Annotated in this window: 18 protein-coding genes and 4 pseudogenes; 2 read left to right on the top strand and 20 right to left on the bottom strand. The window is 53.0% G+C overall.

Annotated features, from left to right (window positions below):
- Positions 1 to 204: 204 nt before the first annotated feature.
- Positions 205 to 288 (bottom strand): annotated as a pseudogene (locus ACO6BQ_RS01415) (IS200/IS605 family transposase); the annotation flags it as partial.
- A gap of 63 nt (positions 289 to 351) precedes the next feature.
- Between ACO6BQ_RS01415 and ACO6BQ_RS01410 the strand changes: the two are divergent.
- A pseudogene (locus ACO6BQ_RS01410) lies at positions 352 to 502 on the top strand (secretion protein HlyD).
- 168 nt (positions 503 to 670) lie between these two features.
- On the opposite strand, the gene fucP reads toward ACO6BQ_RS01410, so the two are convergent.
- The 5 genes from fucP to ACO6BQ_RS01385 are packed head-to-tail and all read right to left on the bottom strand — an operon-like array spanning position 671 to position 6,517.
- Positions 671 to 2,032, bottom strand: a complete 1,362-nt coding sequence (fucP, locus tag ACO6BQ_RS01405; RefSeq protein WP_489118939.1) for an L-fucose:H+ symporter permease — start codon at positions 2,030 to 2,032, stop codon at positions 671 to 673.
- Between the two features lie 59 nt (positions 2,033 to 2,091).
- Positions 2,092 to 2,775: a class II aldolase/adducin family protein gene (locus ACO6BQ_RS01400; RefSeq protein ID WP_489118937.1), complete on the bottom strand. Its 684-nt coding sequence runs from the start codon at positions 2,773 to 2,775 to the stop codon at positions 2,092 to 2,094.
- Between the two features lie 20 nt (positions 2,776 to 2,795).
- A complete protein-coding gene (locus ACO6BQ_RS01395) occupies positions 2,796 to 3,236 on the bottom strand; it encodes an RbsD/FucU family protein (protein WP_489118935.1) in 441 nt (146 codons plus the stop codon).
- Complete coding sequence (locus ACO6BQ_RS01390; RefSeq protein WP_489118932.1) at positions 3,230 to 4,702, bottom strand: rhamnulokinase; 1,473 nt, start codon at positions 4,700 to 4,702, stop codon at positions 3,230 to 3,232. The genes ACO6BQ_RS01395 and ACO6BQ_RS01390 overlap by 7 nt, the downstream gene beginning before the upstream one ends.
- 21 nt (positions 4,703 to 4,723) lie before the next feature.
- Entirely contained in the window at positions 4,724 to 6,517 is a 1,794-nt protein-coding gene (locus ACO6BQ_RS01385) for an L-fucose isomerase (protein ID WP_489118930.1), read from the bottom strand.
- A gap of 259 nt (positions 6,518 to 6,776) precedes the next feature.
- Between ACO6BQ_RS01385 and ACO6BQ_RS01380 the strand changes: the two genes are divergently transcribed.
- Complete coding sequence (locus ACO6BQ_RS01380; RefSeq protein WP_489118928.1) at positions 6,777 to 7,706, top strand: helix-turn-helix transcriptional regulator; 930 nt, start codon at positions 6,777 to 6,779, stop codon at positions 7,704 to 7,706.
- A gap of 173 nt (positions 7,707 to 7,879) precedes the next feature.
- On the opposite strand, the pseudogene ACO6BQ_RS01375 reads toward ACO6BQ_RS01380, so the two are convergent.
- The 14 genes and pseudogenes from ACO6BQ_RS01375 to ACO6BQ_RS01310 form a co-directional block, all read right to left on the bottom strand.
- A pseudogene (locus ACO6BQ_RS01375) lies at positions 7,880 to 7,963 on the bottom strand (IS200/IS605 family transposase); the annotation flags it as partial.
- A gap of 169 nt (positions 7,964 to 8,132) precedes the next feature.
- Positions 8,133 to 8,597, bottom strand: a complete 465-nt coding sequence (locus tag ACO6BQ_RS01370) for a hypothetical protein (protein ID WP_489118926.1) — start codon at positions 8,595 to 8,597, stop codon at positions 8,133 to 8,135.
- Positions 8,598 to 8,644: 47 nt separating this feature from the next.
- Complete coding sequence (locus ACO6BQ_RS01365) at positions 8,645 to 9,013, bottom strand: TIGR02328 family protein (RefSeq protein WP_009349417.1); 369 nt, start codon at positions 9,011 to 9,013, stop codon at positions 8,645 to 8,647.
- A gap of 328 nt (positions 9,014 to 9,341) precedes the next feature.
- Positions 9,342 to 10,571 (bottom strand): annotated as a pseudogene (locus tag ACO6BQ_RS01360) (recombinase family protein); the annotation flags it as partial.
- 52 nt (positions 10,572 to 10,623) lie between these two features.
- Positions 10,624 to 12,198, bottom strand: coding sequence for a recombinase family protein (locus ACO6BQ_RS01355; protein WP_489118924.1), 1,575 nt, complete (start codon positions 12,196 to 12,198; stop codon positions 10,624 to 10,626).
- Positions 12,161 to 13,828, bottom strand: a complete 1,668-nt coding sequence (locus ACO6BQ_RS01350; protein WP_489118922.1) for a recombinase family protein — start codon at positions 13,826 to 13,828, stop codon at positions 12,161 to 12,163. The genes ACO6BQ_RS01355 and ACO6BQ_RS01350 overlap by 38 nt, the downstream gene beginning before the upstream one ends.
- 49 nt (positions 13,829 to 13,877) lie before the next feature.
- Positions 13,878 to 14,189 carry an SHOCT domain-containing protein gene (locus ACO6BQ_RS01345; protein ID WP_489118920.1) on the bottom strand — a complete coding sequence of 104 codons (312 nt, stop codon included), beginning with the start codon at positions 14,187 to 14,189 and terminating at the stop codon, positions 13,878 to 13,880.
- Between the two features lie 298 nt (positions 14,190 to 14,487).
- A complete protein-coding gene (locus ACO6BQ_RS01340; protein WP_489118918.1) occupies positions 14,488 to 17,340 on the bottom strand; it encodes a DNA polymerase in 2,853 nt (950 codons plus the stop codon).
- A 68-nt stretch (positions 17,341 to 17,408) separates the two neighbouring features.
- Positions 17,409 to 17,969, bottom strand: a complete 561-nt coding sequence (locus tag ACO6BQ_RS01335) for a DUF2815 family protein (RefSeq protein WP_489118916.1) — start codon at positions 17,967 to 17,969, stop codon at positions 17,409 to 17,411.
- Positions 17,970 to 17,980: 11 nt separating this feature from the next.
- Positions 17,981 to 19,105 carry a DUF2800 domain-containing protein gene (locus ACO6BQ_RS01330; protein ID WP_489118914.1) on the bottom strand — a complete coding sequence of 375 codons (1,125 nt, stop codon included), beginning with the start codon at positions 19,103 to 19,105 and terminating at the stop codon, positions 17,981 to 17,983.
- Positions 19,095 to 19,403, bottom strand: a complete 309-nt coding sequence (locus tag ACO6BQ_RS01325; protein WP_314808861.1) for a hypothetical protein — start codon at positions 19,401 to 19,403, stop codon at positions 19,095 to 19,097. The genes ACO6BQ_RS01330 and ACO6BQ_RS01325 overlap by 11 nt, the downstream gene beginning before the upstream one ends.
- Positions 19,396 to 19,590, bottom strand: a complete 195-nt coding sequence (locus tag ACO6BQ_RS01320; protein WP_314808863.1) for a hypothetical protein — start codon at positions 19,588 to 19,590, stop codon at positions 19,396 to 19,398. The genes ACO6BQ_RS01325 and ACO6BQ_RS01320 overlap by 8 nt, the downstream gene beginning before the upstream one ends.
- Positions 19,591 to 19,724: 134 nt before the next feature.
- Positions 19,725 to 20,117 (bottom strand): phage holin family protein, encoded by a 393-nt coding sequence (locus ACO6BQ_RS01315; RefSeq protein ID WP_489118912.1) that lies wholly within the window; start codon positions 20,115 to 20,117, stop codon positions 19,725 to 19,727.
- Position 20,118: 1 nt separating this feature from the next.
- The gene (locus ACO6BQ_RS01310) at positions 20,119 to 21,192 is read right to left on the bottom strand and encodes a hypothetical protein (protein WP_489118910.1); all 1,074 of its coding nucleotides are present in this window, start codon (positions 21,190 to 21,192) and stop codon (positions 20,119 to 20,121) included.
- Positions 21,193 to 21,196 lie beyond the last annotated feature (4 nt).

The raw sequence follows: 21,196 nt of genomic DNA, 5'->3' as shown, positions 1-21,196 counted from the left end.
CAACGGCCTTCCCTCCCACGTTTTAAATATAAGAAAATTATAACACAGGATAGGGGAAGATGGCTAATGATTCTTTGCGAAAAAATCCCGCCCGTAGCGTCCCAACAACGGTAGAAAGCTCTTTGTGTGAGACAACACAGGTATCATGGCAATATCTTTCCTATGTGCATAATATGACTAGCTCGCTCCGCATCAAATCATTCTTTTTCTGCGATATTTCGGCGTAAAGACTATGTGATATTTACACAACCATTTTGTGTGCGATAAGCTATTTGCTTTTTGTGCCATATAAACGCCTTTTCCTTCTTCATACTTTTAGGCTCGAACATCCTTTAGGGAAACGCTGATAAAATGAAGTTCGTCAGATTGGCGTAGATTTTTTCGTCCGAACAAGGAGACAAACCGGACGCATAGCAGGGGCTATGTGGAGGATTTGTCGACACAGTGCGGGCAAAAAAGATGCGCTAAGATGGCGCGGCTGAATTTATCAGTGCTTCCTTAGTATATTAGGAAAAGGTGTTTTGTGGTATAACCTTTTGTCTCCACCCGCACAGCGGGTGGGTTTTTGTTTCGCTCTCTACGTTCGCCCAACTGGGTCACGACCCATACACAAAACAAACGACCATGATACCGTCCGGCGGATCATGGTCGTTTGTTTTTCTATGCGCTTTTAGTGATGCGCAGTGACGCTTGCCTTGCGGAATGCCAGCGAATACGCGAGTACCACGGCGAAGCAGAGCACTGGCAGATAGAATGCGGAGCGCACCGCGGTCTCCGCGGCGCCAAAGCCGCCGACAAGAGCACCCAATGCGCTGCTGTCCACCAAATACCCCATGAACGGCGTGATGACCGCGCCGCCGAGGATCGCCATGATGAGCCCCGCCGCACCGAACTTCACCTCGGGGCCGAGACCGCGCAGCGCGATCCCGTAGATCGTCGGGAACATGAGCGACATGCAGCCGGACACGCCGATCAACGTGTATACGGATATCTCGGTCGGCAGATAGATCACGCCGAGGCAGCAGAGAATGCCGCCGAGGGCGAATACCGCCATCATCTTGGCCGGAACGATGTACTTCATGAGATAGGTGCAGATCCAGCGGCACGCGATGAAGAGGACGATGGAGTAAATATAGATATTCACCGCTTCAGCTTCGATCAGTCCCTTCGTGATCATGACGTATTTAATCGTCCATGTCCAAACGGCGATCTGCACACCCACATAGAAAAACTGCGCCACAACTCCGAACGCGTACCGCGGGATGCCGACGAGTTTACGAATCGCCTGCTGCACGGTCATCTCGTCGACGCTGTCCTTGTCGCTGAGCGTACTGCGGTAAAACGCCGTCCAGATGACGAACGCGATAAGAATCAGCCCGACATACGGCACGCACACCCAGAACAGCTCGGTATCGCGCACCACGTTGAGCTGATCCGCGCTCATCGCCAGCCGGTCGTCCAGCGTCGCCGGATTCAGATGGGACAGGATGACGTATTTTGCCAAGAACAGCCCCGCCATAGAGCCCAGCGGATTAAACGCCTGCGCAAAATTCAGGCGTCGTACGCTCGTTTCCTCATCTCCCAGCGAGAGCACAAAGGGATTGCAGGTTGTTTCGAGCACGGAGAGCCCGCCCGCCAAGATAAAAATGGATACGAGGAAAAGATTGTAGCTCTGCAGCATGGCGGCCGGGATATAACCGAACGCACCGACCATATAGAAGCCGAGGCCGACGAGGACGCCGACACGGTACGAGTACCGCTTGATAATAAAGGCCGCAGGGAGCGCCAGCACGGCATATGCGCCGTAAAACGCAGCCTGCACAAGAGAGGAATCCACGGCATTGATCATAAAGATCTTTGCAAACGACGGGACGAGGTTGTCCGTCATGTTGTTAAGCAGTCCCCATAAGGCAAAGCAGGAGACCAAGAGGCCAAAATACACGCGGTATTCGCGGGGCACGATCGGTTTTGCCCGGTCCATTTCCTGTGCCGGTCCAAAGGAAGGCCCCATCGCAGTCGTTTCTGCCTTCAAAATTGATACACTCCTTTCAGTGGAAAAGCGGTCTTCGTCTCGCCTTTCTGCCGACGGTGTCATTCCTTCGCATAGTGCTTGTAGCCGGGGTGCCGCCCCTTGACGCCGTAGTAACTGCGGAGGTTGATGAGCTTATCGATGTTCTCGCGGGAAATCTCCTTCGGCCCGCCGAGCTGATAGGCGACGAGATTGATCTTGGCAAAGAGTTCGAGGGTCTCCATCTTGTAGTAGGCGTCGATGAGATCGGCGCCCAACGTCAGCGCGCCGTGATTTTCGAGCAGCACGGCGTCATGCTCCTGAATATAGGGCGCAATTGCCCCCGGTACCTCGTAGGTGGAGGGCGTGCCGTACGGCGTGATCGGAATCGAGCCGAGCGACACAACGGTCTCGATCATATCGTAGCGGTCGAGATGCACATGCGCGACGGCGAATCCCGTCGCCGTCGGCGGATGCGCATGCACGACGGCGCCGACATCTGTGCGGTCCTTGTAGCAGCGCATATGCATCTTGATCTCAGAGGACGGGCGATACCCCTCGTTTGCCTCGAGGACATTGCCCTCGGGATCGATACGCACGAGTTTTTCCGGCGTGATAAAACTCTTGCTGATGCCCGTCGGTGTCGCGAAGAAGTTCCCGTCCGCCAGTTTCACCGTGACGTTGCCGTCGTTCGCGGCGACCCAGCCCAGCTGCCACATCTTGTGGCAGACGTCGCAGATCTGATCCTTGATCTCGTTTTCATTCATAAAATTTTCCTCCGCATAGACTACGCTGTGATGACGCCCTTCTGCAGCATGATGTTGGCATAGAGCTCCGTCTCCCCCGTAGCGACAATCGCATAATTTTTCTTCGCTTCCTCATAAAACGCGAAGCGTTCGATATGGCCGATCGCTTTTTTCCCGCGTGCGTCGTACTTTTGCACGATGTCCGCATAGACGTCCCAAATGGGCGTCTCTGCGGTGTCGCCCGGCACGACCTCCATGAGCCGCACGGGCTGCTCCACATAGGGGTCCAGCGGGAACACCTGCAAAACGGCGTCCAGCAGGTCCGGCACATTGTGTCCGTCGCAGCGCACGACAACCGCGTCCGCGCCGACGGATGCGGCGGGGAAATTGCCGTCGGCGATGACCAGCCGGTCCCCATGTCCCATTTCACAGAGCACCTTCAGCAGCTCCGGTGACAAAATCTTGGGAATTCCTTTTAACATGCGGTAATCTCCTTCCATCTGCCGTAGGCTTCGTTCCACCACGCGCCGTCCTGCGGCACGTACTTCATCACCGTACAGGATGCGGCGACGACGCTTCTCGCCTCTTTGAGCGATCCGAGCGCCGCATCCGCCAGCAGCTGCAGGACGACATTGCCCATCACCGTGGCTTCCACAGGGCCTGCCTGAACGGTGCGCCCGCAGGCGTTCGCCGTACACTGGCAGAGCAGTCTGCTCTGCACCCCGCCGCCGATCATGTGGATATCAGCGTCCCGCACCGTATCCGTGCAGCTGCAAAGCTGCTCCAAAGACGCGCGGTACTTGAACGCCAGACTCTCGTCGATGCAGCGGACGATCTCCGCAGTGGTCTCCGGCACAGGCTGATTCGTCCTTTGGCAGAACGCGCGGATGCGCGCGGGAATGTTGCCCTCCGCCATGAATTCCGGCGCGTCCGGATCGATGAGGGAGCGGAACGGTGCGGCCTCGGACGCCATCTGTTCCAGTGCGCCGAAGGAATATTCCATCCCCTCCCGGATCCACTGCCGCCGGCACTCTTGAATCAGCCAAAGGCCGACAATATTCTTCAAGAAAGAAATTTTGCCGTCATATCCGCCCTCGTTCGTCAAATTGCACGAAAGAGAGCGCTCGTTGATCAGCGGTCGGGGCAGCTCTGTGCCGAGCAGCGACCATGTGCCGCAGGAAAGGAAGATAAAGTCGTCGTGCGGCGTCGGCACGGCGGCCATCGCGCACTGTGTATCGTGCCCGGCGACGGCAATGATCTTTGCCCGCGCAACGCCGAGTTCCTCTGCAAGCTCTTCCGAGAGGCGCCCGACCGGCGTCCCCGTCGGCACAATGTCGGTGAAAATCCGCCGCGGCAGGCCGAGCGCCGCGATGCTCTCTGCGGACCAATCGCGCGCGCGTGCATCCAGCAGCTGCGTCGTGGAGGCGATGGAGTATTCCGTCCGCTTCTCGCCGGACAGCCAATAGTTGAACAGATCCGGCATCATGAGGAGCGTATGCGCGCGGTCCAGCACGTCGGGCCTCCGCCGCGCCAGAGACAGCAGCTGAAACGCCGTGTTGATCTCCATGAACTGATTGCCGGTACGCTCGTAGAACGTATTCCGGTCGATTCTTTCCCACGCTGCCTTCAGCATGCCGCGGGTTCTCTTGTCCCGGTAGTGCACGGGATTTTCGAGCAGCGTGCCGCCGGCGTCCAGCAGACCGAAGTCGACGCCCCACGTATCTACGCCGATGCTCTCGACCGCGGCATACTCCTTCGCCATGCGTATGCCCCGTTTGATTTCATGGAACAGCCGCAGCGCATCCCAGTACATCGTCCCGCGGACGGTGACGGGATCGTTGGAGAATCGGTGCACTTCCTGCAGGCGGATCGTCTGTCCGTCATAGCATCCTAGAATGGCACGGCCGCCGGAAGCGCCAAAATCAAAGGCCAGTACATTTTTCATCATGATTTTGCCGCGCCCTTCCGCTTATTTATACATGGGGCCGTAGGCCGCGCACGCTCTGTAGTCCTGCCCTTCCTTATCCTGGCCGAACGCGTTCCATGCGGCCGGGCGGAAGATCTGCTCCTCGGGCACATTGTGCATGCAGACGGGAATGCGGAGGATGGAGCACAGCGTGATGATATCCGCGCCGATATGCCCATAGCTGATGGCGCCGTGGTTTGCGCCCCAGTTGTTCATAACGTCATAGGCGGAGCGGAATGCGCCCGTCCCCGTAAGCCGCGGTGTGAACCACGTGCAGGGCCACGTATAGTCGGTCCGCTTCCAGAGCTTGTCGGACACCTCGTCCGGCAGATCGACCGTATAGCCTTCGACGAGCTGCATCACGGGGCCAAGGCCTTTGACGAGGTTCAGACGGATCATCGTCACGGGCATCTGGCCGCGCGTAAGGTACCGCGAGGAGAACCCGCCGCCGCGGAAATAGCCGTTGTCTGCCGGGCACCATTCGGTCGCATCAAGGCAGGCCTTTTGATCCGCTGCCGTCATTTCCCAGAACGGCTTGATCACGGGATTTCCGTTTTTGTCCTTCGCACCGCCGCAGGCATCGAGGCATGCCGCGCCGGAGTTGATGAGATGGAGGAAGCCCTTGCCTTCCTTCGCCACGCCCTCGAGTTCGTACCCCGTCGCCCTCTTGACCGCCTCGGGGCTCCAGTAGGTGCGGACATCGGCAAAGATCTGCGCCGTATTCGTCAGCAGCTTGCTGAATAGCATGCATACGCCGTTCAGCGTATCGTTCTCCGTTGCGAGGACATAGGTCTCGCGTGCGCCGTTCCAGTCGAAGGAAGAGTTGAGCATCGCCTCGGGGAAATCGCAGTTGGGATAGAAGTCCGTCCACTGGCGCTGCCCCTGGAAGCCGCCGACAATGGCGTTATGGCCGAGCACTTCCTCCTCGCAGCCCTTGGGCAGATTCTTGTTGCCGTTGTAGAGGTCCTTGATGATGCACATCATCTTGACCACGAATTCCCATGCTTCTTTCTTCTCCGCATCGCTCTTGCGTGCAAATTCAGGGTTCTTGTCAAAGCCCTCTTTGCAGTGTTCCTTTGTCCACGCGAGCGCCTTTTGAAACTCCGCCTCGTCGTAGACCCCCTCGGTCATGCGGCGGATGATCTCGACCTCGTCGACAGACTCGACGCGCATGCCGAGATATTCCTCGAAGAATTCCGGACTGATGATGGAGCCTGCGATGCCCATCGTAATGGAGCCGATCTGCAGGTACGACTTCCCGCGCATCGTTGCGGCCGCCACCGCAGCGCGCCCGAAGCGCAGCAGCTTCTCCGCCACATCTGCGGGAATCCCTGAGGCATCCGCCTCCTGCACATCGTGCCCATAGATGCCGAACGCGGGCAGGCCTTTTTGCGCATGGCTTGCCAGAACGGATGCGAGATAGACGGCACCCGGGCGCTCCGTTCCGTTGAAGCCCCATATGCCCTTGATGGTCATGGGATTCATGTCCATCGTCTCGGAACCGTAGCACCAGCACGGCGTCACCGTAAGGGTGATATCCACATTCTCCTTCTTGAACTTCGCAGCGCATGCCGCCGCTTCGGGAACGCGGCCAATGGTCGTATCCGCAATGACGACCTTGACGGGATCGCCGTTCGAATATTTCAGATTCGCCCGAAACAGCTCCGCCGCCGCCTGCGCCATCGCCATCGTCTGCTTTTCGAGAGACGCGCGGACGTCGAGCACGCCGCGTCTGCCGTCAATAGTCGGGCGGATGCCGATCACGGGATAATCGCCGATCAGTCTGTTCTGTGCCATTTTAAATTCCTCCATCGCAATACCATAATGTTTGGGGTGATTCTAGTGACAAGTATAACATTGCGATTTTTCCATATCTTGTGCTATAATCACCATAAATATGACGATATTATTTTTATTTTTGTTTCCAAGATCTTCTCTTTTTCATTTAATTTTTTTATTTTTCATAGGATGACAGGTAATCTATCATCTTCGAAGTATAATATTTTTATCCAAAAGCATAACGATATTATCTTCACGAGAGGAGAAGCTGCACATCATGCGCCGTGAAGGATACAACGAGGTCAAACAACGCGGACGTTTCGATTTCCCGGTGGAGTTCTATCATGTCGACTACCGGCACCCTAGATTCAATATGCCCCACCACTGGCACATAGAATACGAAATCATCCGCATACAAAAGGGCGTCTTCCACATCAATCTCAACGAGACCGGCATTCATGCCAAAACCGGCGACATCATCTTCATCCGCGACGGCATCGTACACGGCGGTCATCCGGAGAGCAACACCTGCGTCTATGACTGCGTCGTGTTCAACATGCATCAGCTGCTGAAAAATATGAACAGCGAGGATGTCTCGTCTCTCCTAACGCATGACATCCACATCAACAACGTATTCACCGCAGATCACCCGGAAGTGCAGCAGGCCGTAAAGGTTCTTCTGCAGACGCTGCGCAGGCAAAAAAAGGGCCACGAATTCATCGTGACCGGCATGCTCTATGCATTTTTGGGCATTGTCTTGGAAAAGGGGCTGTACCATCATGCGAATACGGAAATGCTGGACAGCAACCGCCGCAGCATACAGCAGCTCAAGGAAGCCTTTCTCTTGATTGACAAGGCTTACGCCACGCCGTTGACGCTGAAGGATTTGGCCGATGCGGTCGGCCTCTCCCCCAACTATTTTTGCAAGTTCTTTTTGAAAATGACGCACCGCAGCCCCATCGACTATCTGAATTACTATCGGATCGAGACGGCGTGCATCCGGCTGTCGACGACCGACGCGTCCATCACGGATATTGCCTACAGCTGCGGGTTCAACGATCTCAGCTACTTTATCAAGACCTTTAAGAAATATAAGGCGACGTCTCCCAGAAAATTTCGTATGGAAACGAACATGAAGGTATCTCATGTGAACGCGCATCCTCCATCCGCCGAGCCGCCCGCTGAAAGAAGGCCCGCGGACAAATAAACATCCCCCTAAGAGGACAGGTTGGCATTGCCTGTCCCTAGGTGGATATTTTTCTCCTGCCGCAAAATAAATATCCACCCGCATAGCGGGTGGTTTTTCATTTTCGGGCATAGCCCTCATGTAATTGGCGGCGTACAAGTACGCCTTTTATTGGCCTGCCAGCCATGCACAGATTACTTGCTACCCATAAATGGGTCTCTTGGGTCAAACAAGCTCAGTTGATCCTGCTCCCGATCCTTCTTCAGCTGGTCAATATATACTATTATATACAACAAATGAGGCTTTGTCTAATGAGAGCGGAGTATTTTAAATGAAAGCACTGGAAGTATTTACTCAAACTTCGCAGATAAATAACGTACGGTAAGCTTTGAAACATCTAGCTTTCAGGCAAATAAAACAGCATGAGCGACATCCATTTGGTATAATTTAAGTACCAACAAAAACATCCAATGGAGGGCTCATGCCATGAACAGTATAGCACAAACCAACCGCTCTGAAAATCAGCTGTCCGAGAAAATGCAATATTTTCTGAGACGTTACCACGTCAGCCGTATTCTGCGCTCTGCGAATGCCTACAAACATGGTGGCTTTCCTGTCCTCAGCATCTTCCTGCTGGTTTTCCGCATGGTGTTCCAGCAGCATTCCGTCTACACGCAGATGCATCTCCAGCGCACCGCCATGCCTTTCGGCAAGGATACGTTCTACCGCTTCATGAACTCTTGCCGAATCCACTGGCGCAGATTCACGACAGAGATTGCCGCCGCCATCATCTATGACACGCTCGCTCCCCTGACTCATGCAGATCGCATCAACGTGCTCATCCTCGACGATTCCATCTACCATCGCGCCCGCTCCAAAAAGGTGGAGCTTTTCGCCCGCCTCTACGACCATGCCAAGAAGGAGTTCTCCTATGGCTTCCGCTTACTCCCCCACAACTTCTATACTTTTAAATGTATACCTTTACCTCTCAAATTTTCTATGCAATCAGCCAGATATTCAATATTATGCTCTTTGTAAATTGGACTGCTTATAATTTCCTCTTTAAGATTATCGTACTTTTCTGCTGTCCTTCCTCTATAATTTTTATCTTTCCATTCCGCAGAAACATTATATCCTCTTTTTTCCATCTCCTCCATAACCAATACATGGTAAATAAAAAGATGATACGGGGAATATGTAAACACATAGTCCACAGTTTTATGTCTCTTTTTCCATCCATTGCCCCTCAGAGCACAACATTCCCTATGTTGTCCAAGAAGCTGATTTTTGGGCAATAAGTGGATAAGTTTTTCATGCCATAGTCTCATATTGTTCTCCTGTTAATGTTGTGGTCAAGGGTTTTTGTAAGGCAAATTGCAAGTTTAATTGTTGCAAGTTCTCGTTAAACTTTTAGCCCTAAATTGCAATATCAAATCGGGCAGTAGAGTACAACAGAATCAAAAATTATGTGTGAAGAGTTTTCAAGGCGGTATCGAAGCGTTCTTGCGGAGTTTCGTAGTCTAGGATCTTGCGTGGCAGCGTATTGATCCAATCTTCCATGAAAATTATACCATAGAACACGCCGTGTTGCCTAATGCTTCTTTGAAAGAGATATTCAAAACATACAATATGACGAATGGAAGCTCTCCTATATTCTCACCCCTCAACACCAATCTCAATCTCGCCCTTGAAAACAACAACTATTTCGCCATCCTCCTTAACTGCAATGTGATCGAGCAGCCCGCCCCATAACTCCTCGTCGAACTCAAGCTGCTCTCCATTGATCCCACATACCACTTGAATCATGCCCTCCAAGGTGTTTCTCTTGCTCTCCCTCTCGGCAATTTGCTCATCCAACCTCGCTAGATGCCCCTGCTTTTCCACATAGAGTGCGCGAATCTCATTCTCCTGATTCAGATACGCATTCTGATCCTGTGCCACCCGTGCATTCTCACGAATCAGTATTTCAAGACGTTCTGCCAAAACGCCGAGTTCCTGCTCTGTTCTATTACGCTCCTCAGTCAACTCCCTCGTTTGACAAATACCATCAATCAGGGATCGGAGTTCTGCAATCACGTTCTCTTTGACCTCCACCAAGGAGTTCAGTGCTTTGACGAAAATCCGCTTGATTTCTTCCTCCGTCAGATGTCTTGTATTGCATGGCTTCCCTTTGTGGGCATATTTCTTGTTGCAGCGATAGATGACTCTGCGGTATTTGTCGGTCGAGTGCCAGACCTTCGCACCGTAGTAACCGCCGCAGCAGCCGCATTTGATTTTGTTCGCGAAGATGCTCACTCCGCTGTGCTTGCCGTTCTGCTCTCTACGCTTTATCTCCGCTTGCACAAAGTCGAATAAGTCCGGCGGGATAATCGCCTCGTGATGTTCTTCCACATAGTACTGCGGAATCTCCCCTGTGTTCTTACGTCGCGTCTTATCCAAGAAGTCTGCCGTGTATTGTTTCTGAATCAGCGCATCACCACGATACTTCTCATTCGTGAGGATGGAACGCACTGTGGAGATGTACCACTTGTCCTTTCCCGACGGGGATTTGATGCCCCGTTTCTCTAGTTCCTTGGTAATCGCGTAGAAGGATCGCCCGCCAAGGAAGAGTTTGTAGATGAGCCTTACGATTTTCGCCTGTTCCTCGTTGATTTGGAAATCCTTGTCATAGCCGAGAAAAGCACTGTAGCCCACACTGGTCTTGCCCTCGGCAAACTGCTTGCGCTTGCCCCATGTGGTGTTCTCCGAGATGCTGCGGCTCTCCTCCTGAGCCAGGCTGGACATAATCGTTATAAGGAGTTCCCCCTTCACGCTTACTTTGATACAATGATATTTTTCCTCTGAACCCTTACATTTTTCCTGTACTCTGACATTTTTCAGGGTGTCAAAATATAAAGAGAGCGGGCATCGGCTTTTCTCACCGGCTCCCGCTCGTCGTTTATCTGTCCAGTTTTATCTCGCTCCCGTCCTTGAACGTAACGGTCACTTTGCTCTTATCGTGCACGGTGATGAAATCCACCATTGAGAGCCAAAGGTCGTCATCGAACGTGTCGATTAAATCCTGTTCTCTCAGTTTTCCCAGAAAAATGGAAACTTGCTCGCCACGGACTGTTCGATCGCTTATCTGTTCGACGATCTCATCATACCGCTTCTTTGCGCTTTCGTACCGCTCGACAAGGCTTTGGTAGCGTTCCTCGTATGCCGTCTGGTCTTGGGCAATACGGGCATTTTCCTTAATGCAGTCCTCCACCAGTCTTGCCGTGACATTCAGTTCATTTTCCAGTGCCCTGCGCTCCTCGACAAGTGCCGTGGTGGAGAACAGCTTTTCCCGCATCATTTCGTAGGTAGAGATAATCTCCTCTTTTTCGGCAAGCAGCAGATTGACGGCACGAACGAACAGTTCCTTGATTTCGTCCTCTGTAAAATGCGGCGTGCTGCATTTCGTGCCGCGAAACTTGTGATTGCATTGCCAAATAACCCGTTTGTACTTATCCGTGGAGTGCCACGTTTTCGAGCCGTACCAAGAACCACAGTCGCCGCATCTAAGTTTACTTGAGAAAATGCTGACAGAGCTGATTCTGTCCCTCCCCCGCTTGCGCCCCTCCATCATCCGCTGCACCATGTCGTAAACATCCGGGTCGATGATTGGCGCGTGACTGTGCTCCACATAGTAACTCGGGACTTGCCCGGTGTTCTTGACGGTTTTCTTGGTCAGAAAATCTGGGGTAAATGTCTTTTGGAGAAGTGCCCGCCCACAGTATTTCTCGTTACGAAGGATGCTGCTCACGGTACTGTCACTCCACCGGGTTTTTCCACTGGGCGTTTTGATGCCTTCCTCGGTCAGCACTTTCGCTATGCCGTAAGGAGACATACCCTTGATGTAGAGCGCATAAATCCTGCGGATCACCTTTGCCTCTTCCTCGTTGATGACAAGCGTTCCATCCTCACCCTTGTCATAACCGAGAAAATGGCTATAGCCGAGGCTGAATTTCCCGTCCGTCATTTTCTTGCGAATGCCCCAATTCACATTCTCTGAGATGGAGCGGGATTCCTCCTGACTGAGGCTCGCCAAAATGGTCAAGAGCATTTCCACTTTGGGATCAAATGTTTTAAGGTTCTCTTTCTCGAACCAGACCTCCACACCATGCTCTTTCAGTTTTCGTATGGTTGTGAGGCTGTCCACGGTGTTTCTCGCAAAGCGCGACACAGATTTCGTGAGAATCAGTTGGATTTTGCCGTCCAGGGCATCCTGCACCATCGCCTTGAACGCCTCGCGCTTCCGGGTATTGCAGCCGCTGATTCCTTCATCGGCGTATACCTTGACGAACGCCCAATCTGCACGGCTCTTGATGTACCGCTCGTAATAATCGCATTGGGCGGCATAGCTGCTCTGCTGCTCCTCCTCATCCGTAGAAACCCGCGCATACGCCGCAACTTTACGCTTTTCTGTGGCAGATAAGGGCTGCGCCGAGAATTTATTGACGCTGGCGGGGATGACCGTTACGCTTCTCATTGTCTATTCGCCTCCTTGTGGCAATGCGCTGTTCCTGCTTTTTCAGTTCAACCGTCCGCCGCTTTTGGACGGTATCGAACAGTTCTTTGCTGACAATCGGTGCGTGGTCATTCTCGATAACCTCATCCACACCGCTTTCCGTAAACTGTCCCTTGATGGTTCGATTGCCGATGTAGAAATCGCTGTCGAGAACGGTTGTTACCACACGGCGGGAAAATCTGCCCCGAATGCTCTGATAGCCCTTGGATTCGAGTTCACGCGAAATGTCGGAGATGTTCCATCCCTCGGCATAGTATTGATACACCAACTGCACGGCTTCTGCCTCTTTTGGAACAATCACATAACCGTTCTTGCTCCATGTGTAGCCGAAGGGCTTTCTGTGTGGGTCGATGTATTTCTTCTCGTCCTGACTGAAATAATGGATGCGGGCGGTTTTCATCGTTCCATCGTAAAAATGGAAGACGAGACTGTCCGTATCGGTGGTGAGGATCTTCTCAACCGTCCGCGCAAAAACATTCTCGTCAAATACCGTCAGCCCCAGAACCTCGCAGCACGCCTCCCACAGCCGACACCCACGGATATTCCTTGCATCGCACATTCGCTTGTGAATTTTGCCGTAGCAAAACCAATGCTCCTGCAAGCCGTCATGCCTGTTGGTTTTGGTCACGCCCTTGACGAAGTGTGCGCCGCATCTTCCGCAGATGATTTTTGCCGAGAAACCGCTCGGCTTTACAATGCGGTGTGCGGCCGGGTTGAACTCGTAGCTCGCCTTGATTTTCCCCTGTACCTTCTCGAACGTCTCGCGCTCGATGATCGGTTCGTGATTATCGGTGACAAGGTAGCGCGGAAGCTGCCCCGTGTTCTTGAAGACATTGTGCGTCCGAGGATTTTCCGTAAAATACCGCTGAAGGATGACATCGCCGATGTAAACCGGATTCTCCAAAACATAGTGAATGAACGGTATCGAACAGGCATGTCCGTTCTCCTTGAGCCATTTTGCTGTGCGCCCAAGAGGGACATCCTTTAGGAAGTTATCGAATATGACGCGGACAGCCTTTGCCTCCTCCTCACAGACAACGAAGGTTTCTCCGTTCCAACGATAACCGTAAGCTGCGACATGCCATTGCTTCCCTCGCTCGAATTTCTTCCGGATCGCCCATTTGGCATTCTCGGACTGGCTGCGGCTTTCCTCTTCCGCAAAGCCCGCCAAAATGCTGAGTAAAAGTTCACCATCAGACGAGAGGGTATGTATATTCTCTTTTTCAAACCGCACTTCTACGCCGATGGATTTTAGATGGCGCACGGTTTCCAATAGATCAACCGTGCTGCGGGCAAACCGCGAAATGCTCTTGCAGAGAACGATGTCTATTTTCCCGGCATTGCAGTCGTCGATGAGGCGCTGAAATTCTGCCCTGCGCCGTATGTCGCCGCCGGAGATTCCGCTGTCGGCATAAACGCCGACATAAATCCATTCAGGATTCCTTTGGATAAGTTCGCTGAAATAGCTGATTTGCGCGGAAAGCGAGTGGTTCAGCCGATCCGATTCCATCGAGATACGGGCATACGCCGCCACACGTTTTCTCGGCTTTAGGACGGTAACCGTAGGCTCGATTTTTCTTACCTCTGCCACTCTATCAACCTCCTTTCCATCCTATATATTGCTCTGTGAAGCGGATTTATCAAGCATTTTCCGAGATAAGCCGACCAAGATACGGCTGATATTTTGCAAGGAGCACGGTGTCGATTTCAGCATACTCATCCGCTGTGATGAGCCCCTTTGCCCGCATGGTCTTTGCTACGGAGAGCGACATGTGGTAGAGCATATCTGCGCGGTACTGTTCTTTACGCACGGATACCACCACCTTGAAACCGCTCTGCGACATAACAGGCGTGGGAGCAATACTTCCTGTGCTCACGCCGATAGGCAGAAAATATCCTGCCGCAATGAGCGCAGCGACAGGTTTCGCCTGTCGGCTTATTCCCTTTGTCACGATTCCTGCTCCACCATGTCTCCCGACACTGAATCGAGTAGAACTTTCGCTGCTTTCTCTTTGGTATCTGCACCAGAGGCTTGCCGCAAAAGAGACACACAGCAGATGTAGGACTCCCCATCAGTTCGTTGTTGCGGCAAAAGGACTTCACGGTATTGACGGATATGCCCATCGACGAGGCTATCTTTTTGTATCCCAGTCCACCTCTGCGGAGTGTATGGATTTGCTGTTTCTGTTCTTTCGTCATAGAAAACACCTCCTGCAAGGTAGCCTTGGCAGGAGGTGAAAAGGGACGTTTTTACTCTTTCTGATAGAAATTACATTCAAAACCATCGGCGCGGAGCAGAAGTCCCGTTGCCCAAGGCGGGGTTCGTGCCATCTGCTCACACAGGGCAACAAGAGAGACTCGCTCATCGCATTCGATGATGAGTTCGTCATGGACGTGCGCGACAACGTCCATCGTTCGCAGCGTCTGCATGGCGTAGCAGAGAATGTCGCGGCTGATCGCCTGCGTGATATTCTCCACGAGCTTCGGGCCGTAGGATTCGATCCGCGCCCACTTTTTCGAGAGATCGAGTCCCATGTAAGTAATGGATTCGCCGCCGAACGGATTCTCTCCGATGCGCGGCTTCACATAGGAGAGTCTGCGACCACTCGGTAGTTCGAGGAACATCATGCCGCTCTGATAGATGAACTGGATTCCATGCGTCATCTTTTTGCTTCGTTCCTTGATACAGTCCTTGGCGGCGCGATCCACCGCCCACCAGAAGTCCACGATGTTCGGATTTGCCGAACGCCAAGCGTCCACGAGCGGCTTTAGCTCCTCTTCCTTCATCCCGGACTCCAATGCGCCGAATGCCTTCAGCGCACCAACAGAGCCGCCGTAGCCGCAGTTGTGGACTAATTTTCCCGATACGGTAAAACGGTGATGCTTTCCGGCATTTCGGATGTCATAAAGTCGAGCCGTGCGCTGATGATACGCCAATTCTTCCTTTTCTCGCTGACAGCTGTCTCCGCAGCTTTGATAATCTCCGAACGAGTCATTCCTGCGGACAGTTTTCTCGTTACCACAGCGCGGCAATAAGGCCAATACTCCTGATGAAACTCCGACAAAACCGTAATTCTGCGGTTTGCTTGATTTTGCGCTCTGGGTACAAAGCGTAGATTCCCTTTGGTGTAATTTCCGTTCGTATCGATGCGATCCAGTTCCATCGAGCGTGAGGGCAGACCGAATGTTTTTATGAGATACAGACCTGCCTCCGTCACACTCGGAAAATCGAACTTGATCCCTCGCCCTCCATACAGAGGGTACGCCCTGTCGTTCGGGTTCTCGCAGCGTTGTTTTGCTGCTGTGAGTCGTCTGTCCAACCAAGATGGACTCTGTCTCGGTTGCGAACAGCTCTGGCAGCCCTTCGATTTCCCGCTGCGAAGATTGTCCAAGTACTGCCACTGGATTGCACCGCATCCCGTACATTTTGTCAGAACGTAGCAATGATTCATTGCCGCATTCCATCTCTTTTCCGGGCTGATGATTCTCACCCAGCCGAATTGCCGTCCCACCATCTCCTGTTTGTACGAGATGTGCGCCGCAGGAGGCGGCATCTCCAAACTGTATCGGCTGCGATTTCCCCTGAACCCAGCCGAGATGATCCGGGGTTGCTGTAAGACCTTCATAGGTAATTACCTCCCGTTCGCCTTTGAAAATGACACCATCATGGTTGACCCAGCTTTCTCCGTCCCAGAGCAAATGCTCCGTGCGAACACGCTCAATAGGAACGAGTCCTTCATTCGTAAGGACAAGCTGTCCCTCAGCGATACACGCCAGTTCTGCCTGTTTCCCTTTTTGCCTGAGATGCCCGTTCTCACCGTGTTTCACTACATTACAATGAAACATCCTGCCCGCCGTAGCGCAGTAGATATCGCCGTTACCCTCAAAAACATCCATGCGCCATCGTTCCTCGGCAAGCCATGACAGTACCCGTGCTTCGATGGCTGAAAAGTCCGCAACGATGAATTTTCTGCCCTCCTTCGGGATAAAGGCAGTACGAATCAGCTGAGACAAGATGTCTGGGACAGACTCATAGAGCATTTCCAGTGCTTCATAATTTCCCTGCCGCACGAGGGCACGGGCACACTCAAGGTCGATGAGATAATTTCTTGGAAGATTTTGTAATTGAATGTGGCGTCCCGAAAACGGCCCGGTACGGTTCGCACCATAGAACTGGAACATACCCCGTGCACGACCATCCGAGCAAACGGTATTCTGCATTGCCTGATATTTCTTCACCGAGGACTTTGCAAGCTGCTGCCGAAGTTCCAGTACTTCCTTCAGCGGAGTGGGAACATTGGCAAGAAGGGCAGTCACGGACTTCTTGTCGAGCGACTCGGTTTCAACGCCCTGCTCCTTGAGCCATGCCTTCATCTGCATCACGCTATTCGGATTCTCAAGCCCCGTCAGAGACTTCATCCTGTCCAACAGTTGATTTTTCGTAATCTCGTCAATCTGGACGGCATTCTCCACCAAGGGCATATCCAGACGTATCCCACGGTCATTGATCTCCTGGTCTAGCACATACTCCTCCCATACCGACGGAGGAACAGGATATTTGGAGAGCCGCTGCTGAATAGCCATCTCCACTTCGACATCACGGCGATTGTAGGACTTGAAGAGTTCCCACTTCGCTCCCGTGGGTTCGTGGAACGGAGGCGTTGAAAAATAGCGAATGAGTGCCTTGCCCTCGTTCATTTTCTGCTCTTCCAATCCCAACACCCGTCCGACGGCGGCAAGTGAGAGCGGAAGTCCCATGTAGGCAGACCAGACCATCGTGCATCGCCAGCTGTGGGGACTGAGGAAACAAGCGCGCTCGGTAGTGTGAAGCATCCCCAAGTCCGACAAGTATCGCGACAAGCACACACGCTCAAAGTTGGCGTTGAATGCCCACTTGATGACGCTATCATCCGCCAGCGCATCCAGAATTTCCTGCGGAATCCGCTCACCACGCACGAGGTCAATGACCTGCACCGCGCCTCCGTCCACGGAATATCCAAAGAGCAGGATCGCGAAATCCTCTGCCTCGGTGTAACGATATACGCCGCTTTTCCCAATATCCACACTGCTCCGCGTTTCGAGATCAACGGACAATGATTTCATGTCACTTCTCCTTCCGTGACAAAGGCAGCGAGGAAGAATCCCCGCTGCCCGTGTCGGTCAACTCTTATTTAGCTAAGAAAATCCTCGTCCTCATCGGCGAAGTCATCCTCGGCGCGTGTCTTGTCGCCGAGCGGCTCACCGTCGGAAATCTTCTGCAGGTTGTTCAGCCCGCAAGCGATGCCCTTGTTGCCGTTCGAGTTGAATGCGTAGAAGTTGATGCTTGCGCGTCCGTAAACGCCGGAGTATACCTCCGAGTGTTCGATGATCGGATTGCGGGCAGCATCCACGATGCCGGGCGCGGTCGCAGAGTTTGCGTTGATGAAGTAGCTGTCCTTATACGCCTCATCGTCCGGGCGTTCCGCATCGCCATCGCGGAGCGGCGTCTTGATCGCCGTGAGCGCGGGGACGGATTTGCTGTTTCCCTTGAGTTTGCTCTGCCCCTCATCGTATGCCGCCTGAATGGCATTCTTGACCGCTGTCACCGTTTTGGTGTCACTCTTCGGAATGATAAGCGACACACTGTACTTCGGCGTACCGCCGTTGATGGACTTTGCCTGCCAGACGTTCGCATAACTCCAACGTGTCTTGACACCCGTGATCACTTTTGTCGGATTGATAACTTTTGCCATGGTACTTTTCCTCAACTTTCCTTGAAATCTTCTGCTGCAGTGTTCATCGCCGGCCGCTTGTCGCTCATGGGAGCGAGGGTTGGTTTCCCCTGCGGCTTGATAACGAAACCGCCGAGCAGTTCCTCAAACTTACTTTTTCCGAGCAGACCGGTCATCGCCGTAATCCCGAGCAGTTTCTGCTCATATGGCTCATAGCCCGCTTCTTTGACTGTTTTGGCGACCGCCGCCTCGTCGGTGTATTTCCGATTGGAGCGACCCTCGACCAGCTTCCAGCCTGTCCACTGCTTGCCTTGGATCGCCCGCAGCAGGGCGTATTCCTTGATGTCGCTGACCCATGCGGCGAGCGTGTCAGCTTTTGCAAGCACCGCTTCTACTTCCGAATCTTCCAGTGTCGGTGGCATTTCGAAGTCATACCGGGCGAATTCCAGATTGTACTCTGCCCGTTTGCGGCAGGTCGCCTTGATCTTGCAGAACTGGCAGTGCGCCCCTGCACAGAACTCGCCTTCTCCTTTGTGTGCCAGCTTTGCCGCAGGTACAAGCGTATCTGCCGCCCATGCCAGAAGGTCGGCTTTCGAGATGCTGAACTCCGAGATGTTGGCGAGACGAGGTTGGAAGATCACCATCCGCACCTCTTCGATGTCGTACAGACCGTCGAACATCTGGATGCACCCGAGCGCGTAACACATCATCTGCGGATTGTGGTCAGCACTGACCTCGATGCCTTTGCCGTGCTTATAGTCCACAATGCAGACAGTCTTGCCCGAAATGATGAGCGTGTCGGCAGTGCCGAAGCCATCCGGGACAAATTCCGAGAAATCCACGCGCTGCTCGACCGACACCATTGTGTCCTTGGTCTCTGCGCGGAACTGACCAACCAACTCCGTTACGAACTGGCAGTATGCCTCGGCGCACTCCTCCATCTCAGTGTCATAGGAGCCGAGATTCTTGGTCGGATCGCGTACCCGCTCACCCAGAGCCTTGCGAAGTTTGTACTCACAGAGCGTATGTGCGTCTGTCCCTTGTGCGGCATACTCACTTGGCGCATCAGACTTTTCCGCATTGAGCCGTGCCGACGGTGGACAGGCGATCCAACGTGCGGCAGAGGATGCCGAGAGGACGGCGTGTTTACGTGCCAATCTTCTCAGCCTCCTTCAGGAGTGCCGCATAATGCTCCGGCGCGATGTTCGACAACCTGTCCGCGCCATGCTTTTCCAGCAAAGTACGGATTTCTGCCGTAAATCCCTCCCGAGATTTTTGAGCAAGAACGCACCGTACATCTTCGATGGTCAGCGTAGCTTCCTGCGGAGCGATGGTTTCGACCTGTTCTGCAGGCGATTCCTCGAAAGCACGTACCAAACGCTCTGCCGCTCCAAGGAGCATTTCGCCGCAGCTGCGGATTTCCGACACCGCAAGTTCCAGTTCTTTCCTATCCACGACATACACCTCCCACGTCCTTGATGGCGATCTCTCGCACCGTATCTCCCGGCACGAGGATCGTCAGCTTGCATTTCTCACCCAACAGAAAGCGAAGGATCCGCTCCCGCAAGGTGATGTTCCGACAAGCGACAATGCCATCGTCCATTGACTCCTTGGAGACACTGATTTTCAGATTGTGCTCCATTTTGCTTTACCTCTCTTTCCGAGGGATTTTCCTTCCCTCTGATAGGTAGCCTTGGGAGACCGGAAAAAAGGACGTTTTCTCAAAAAAATATTGCCCACCACGAAAAATTCGCAGTGGGCAACGGTCCGTAATATTCATTTATCTCCGAGACTATGCATCATATCCTGCAATTTCTGTGGAACGGGAAGCCCCATCCATGCTGCGTTCTCGATGATCGAGATCCCCTCATTCGAGATGTAGAAGAAGATCACGGCAGAGCGCAGGACACAGCCGCTTCCGATGATGTGGGTATCGAGGACATTCGCCACGCCGACAAGGGTGAAGATGCAGACTTTCTTGCAAATGCCCTTGAAGCCGATCGCACTGGACAGTTTCTTTTCCACAATCGCACGGAGAACACCAGTAACATAGTCCGTCGCCACAAATACGACAAGTGCATAGAGCAGATCGTCGAAACTGCCAAGAAACTCACCAACCACGATGCCGATGCCCGCCGCATAAAGACGTATGGTAAGAATATGATCCATATCAGACACCCCCTGCTTTCTTCCATTTATTGAGATTGCTCATCCTGCGCAGACGGTAGTTGTAGCATCCGCGCATCAGCTGCGTAAACTGACCGTCTTTCCATAAATATAAGGGCGAGCCTGTGCTGACAAGATATTTCCCCTGTCCCAGAGGGCAGAGACTTGTACGGGCAGTCGGATTCGTTGGAAGCTCCATGAGCAGCTCATCCTTTGCGCTGTAAATCTTTGAAATATACCTTTTCCCGGAGATAAGATAATCCAGATTTGCAGGAAAGCGCATATACATTCCGTCATGGAGGGGATAGCGGATGCTGTAATCCGGTGCGCTCCATCTGGTTTCCGAAGTATAGGTTTCCCCTGTAACAGAGTCTCTTGACGTTGTTTTGGTTTTCTCCATCCAAGGCTCAAGATTGCTGCCATCGAAGAACACATAACGGTCTGTGCTGACATGACTTCCGTTTTCCCCATGCTCTGATATGGAGTGCCATATCATCACTTTGAAGTTCCCAGCTTTATCCACCCGCCCGCCTTCTGTCTGACAGCTATAGAGGTCAGTGGGACCGGATACAGTGGGAGCACCAAACATCTGCACAAGATCGTAGGAGGCGATCACCTCGCCGTTGCATTTAACAGCGAGGATACTGTCACGCTGATCTGCCCCGATGAGCGGGAACACGAGGACATTCACAGCTTCGAGGGTATAGAGATTTCCCCGCTCATCCATTTCGGCATCGAGCATTCCATAGCCTGAGACATACGCGAAGTGGCGGCTGCTGTTGACCATCCATATATCCTCTTTGGAAAAGCCGAGCGGATGAATCTTTCCTTTTGCGTAGTACGAATGGAGCATCTGGTTTTTTTGATCCTTCCACTTTATTTGGAGGAGCGGTATGCCAGAAAGGACATTTGTCGGGATGTAGCTGCTACCGCCCTCGGATTCATGACCATAAACACAGCGACCATCTGTCCAAATCCACTCTCCCTCCCGAATGGAGCGGTTTCCTATGCAGGTAAGCCACACGCCATCGGCAAGCACCCGTTTCCCGCTCATAGCTTTCACTCTAGCCCTGTGCATCGTC

Source organism: Centipeda sp. (in: firmicutes) (genome assembly GCF_057271695.1).
The sequence above is the reverse complement of the archived record's forward strand: the minus strand, read 5'-3'. Positions and strand labels throughout refer to the sequence as shown.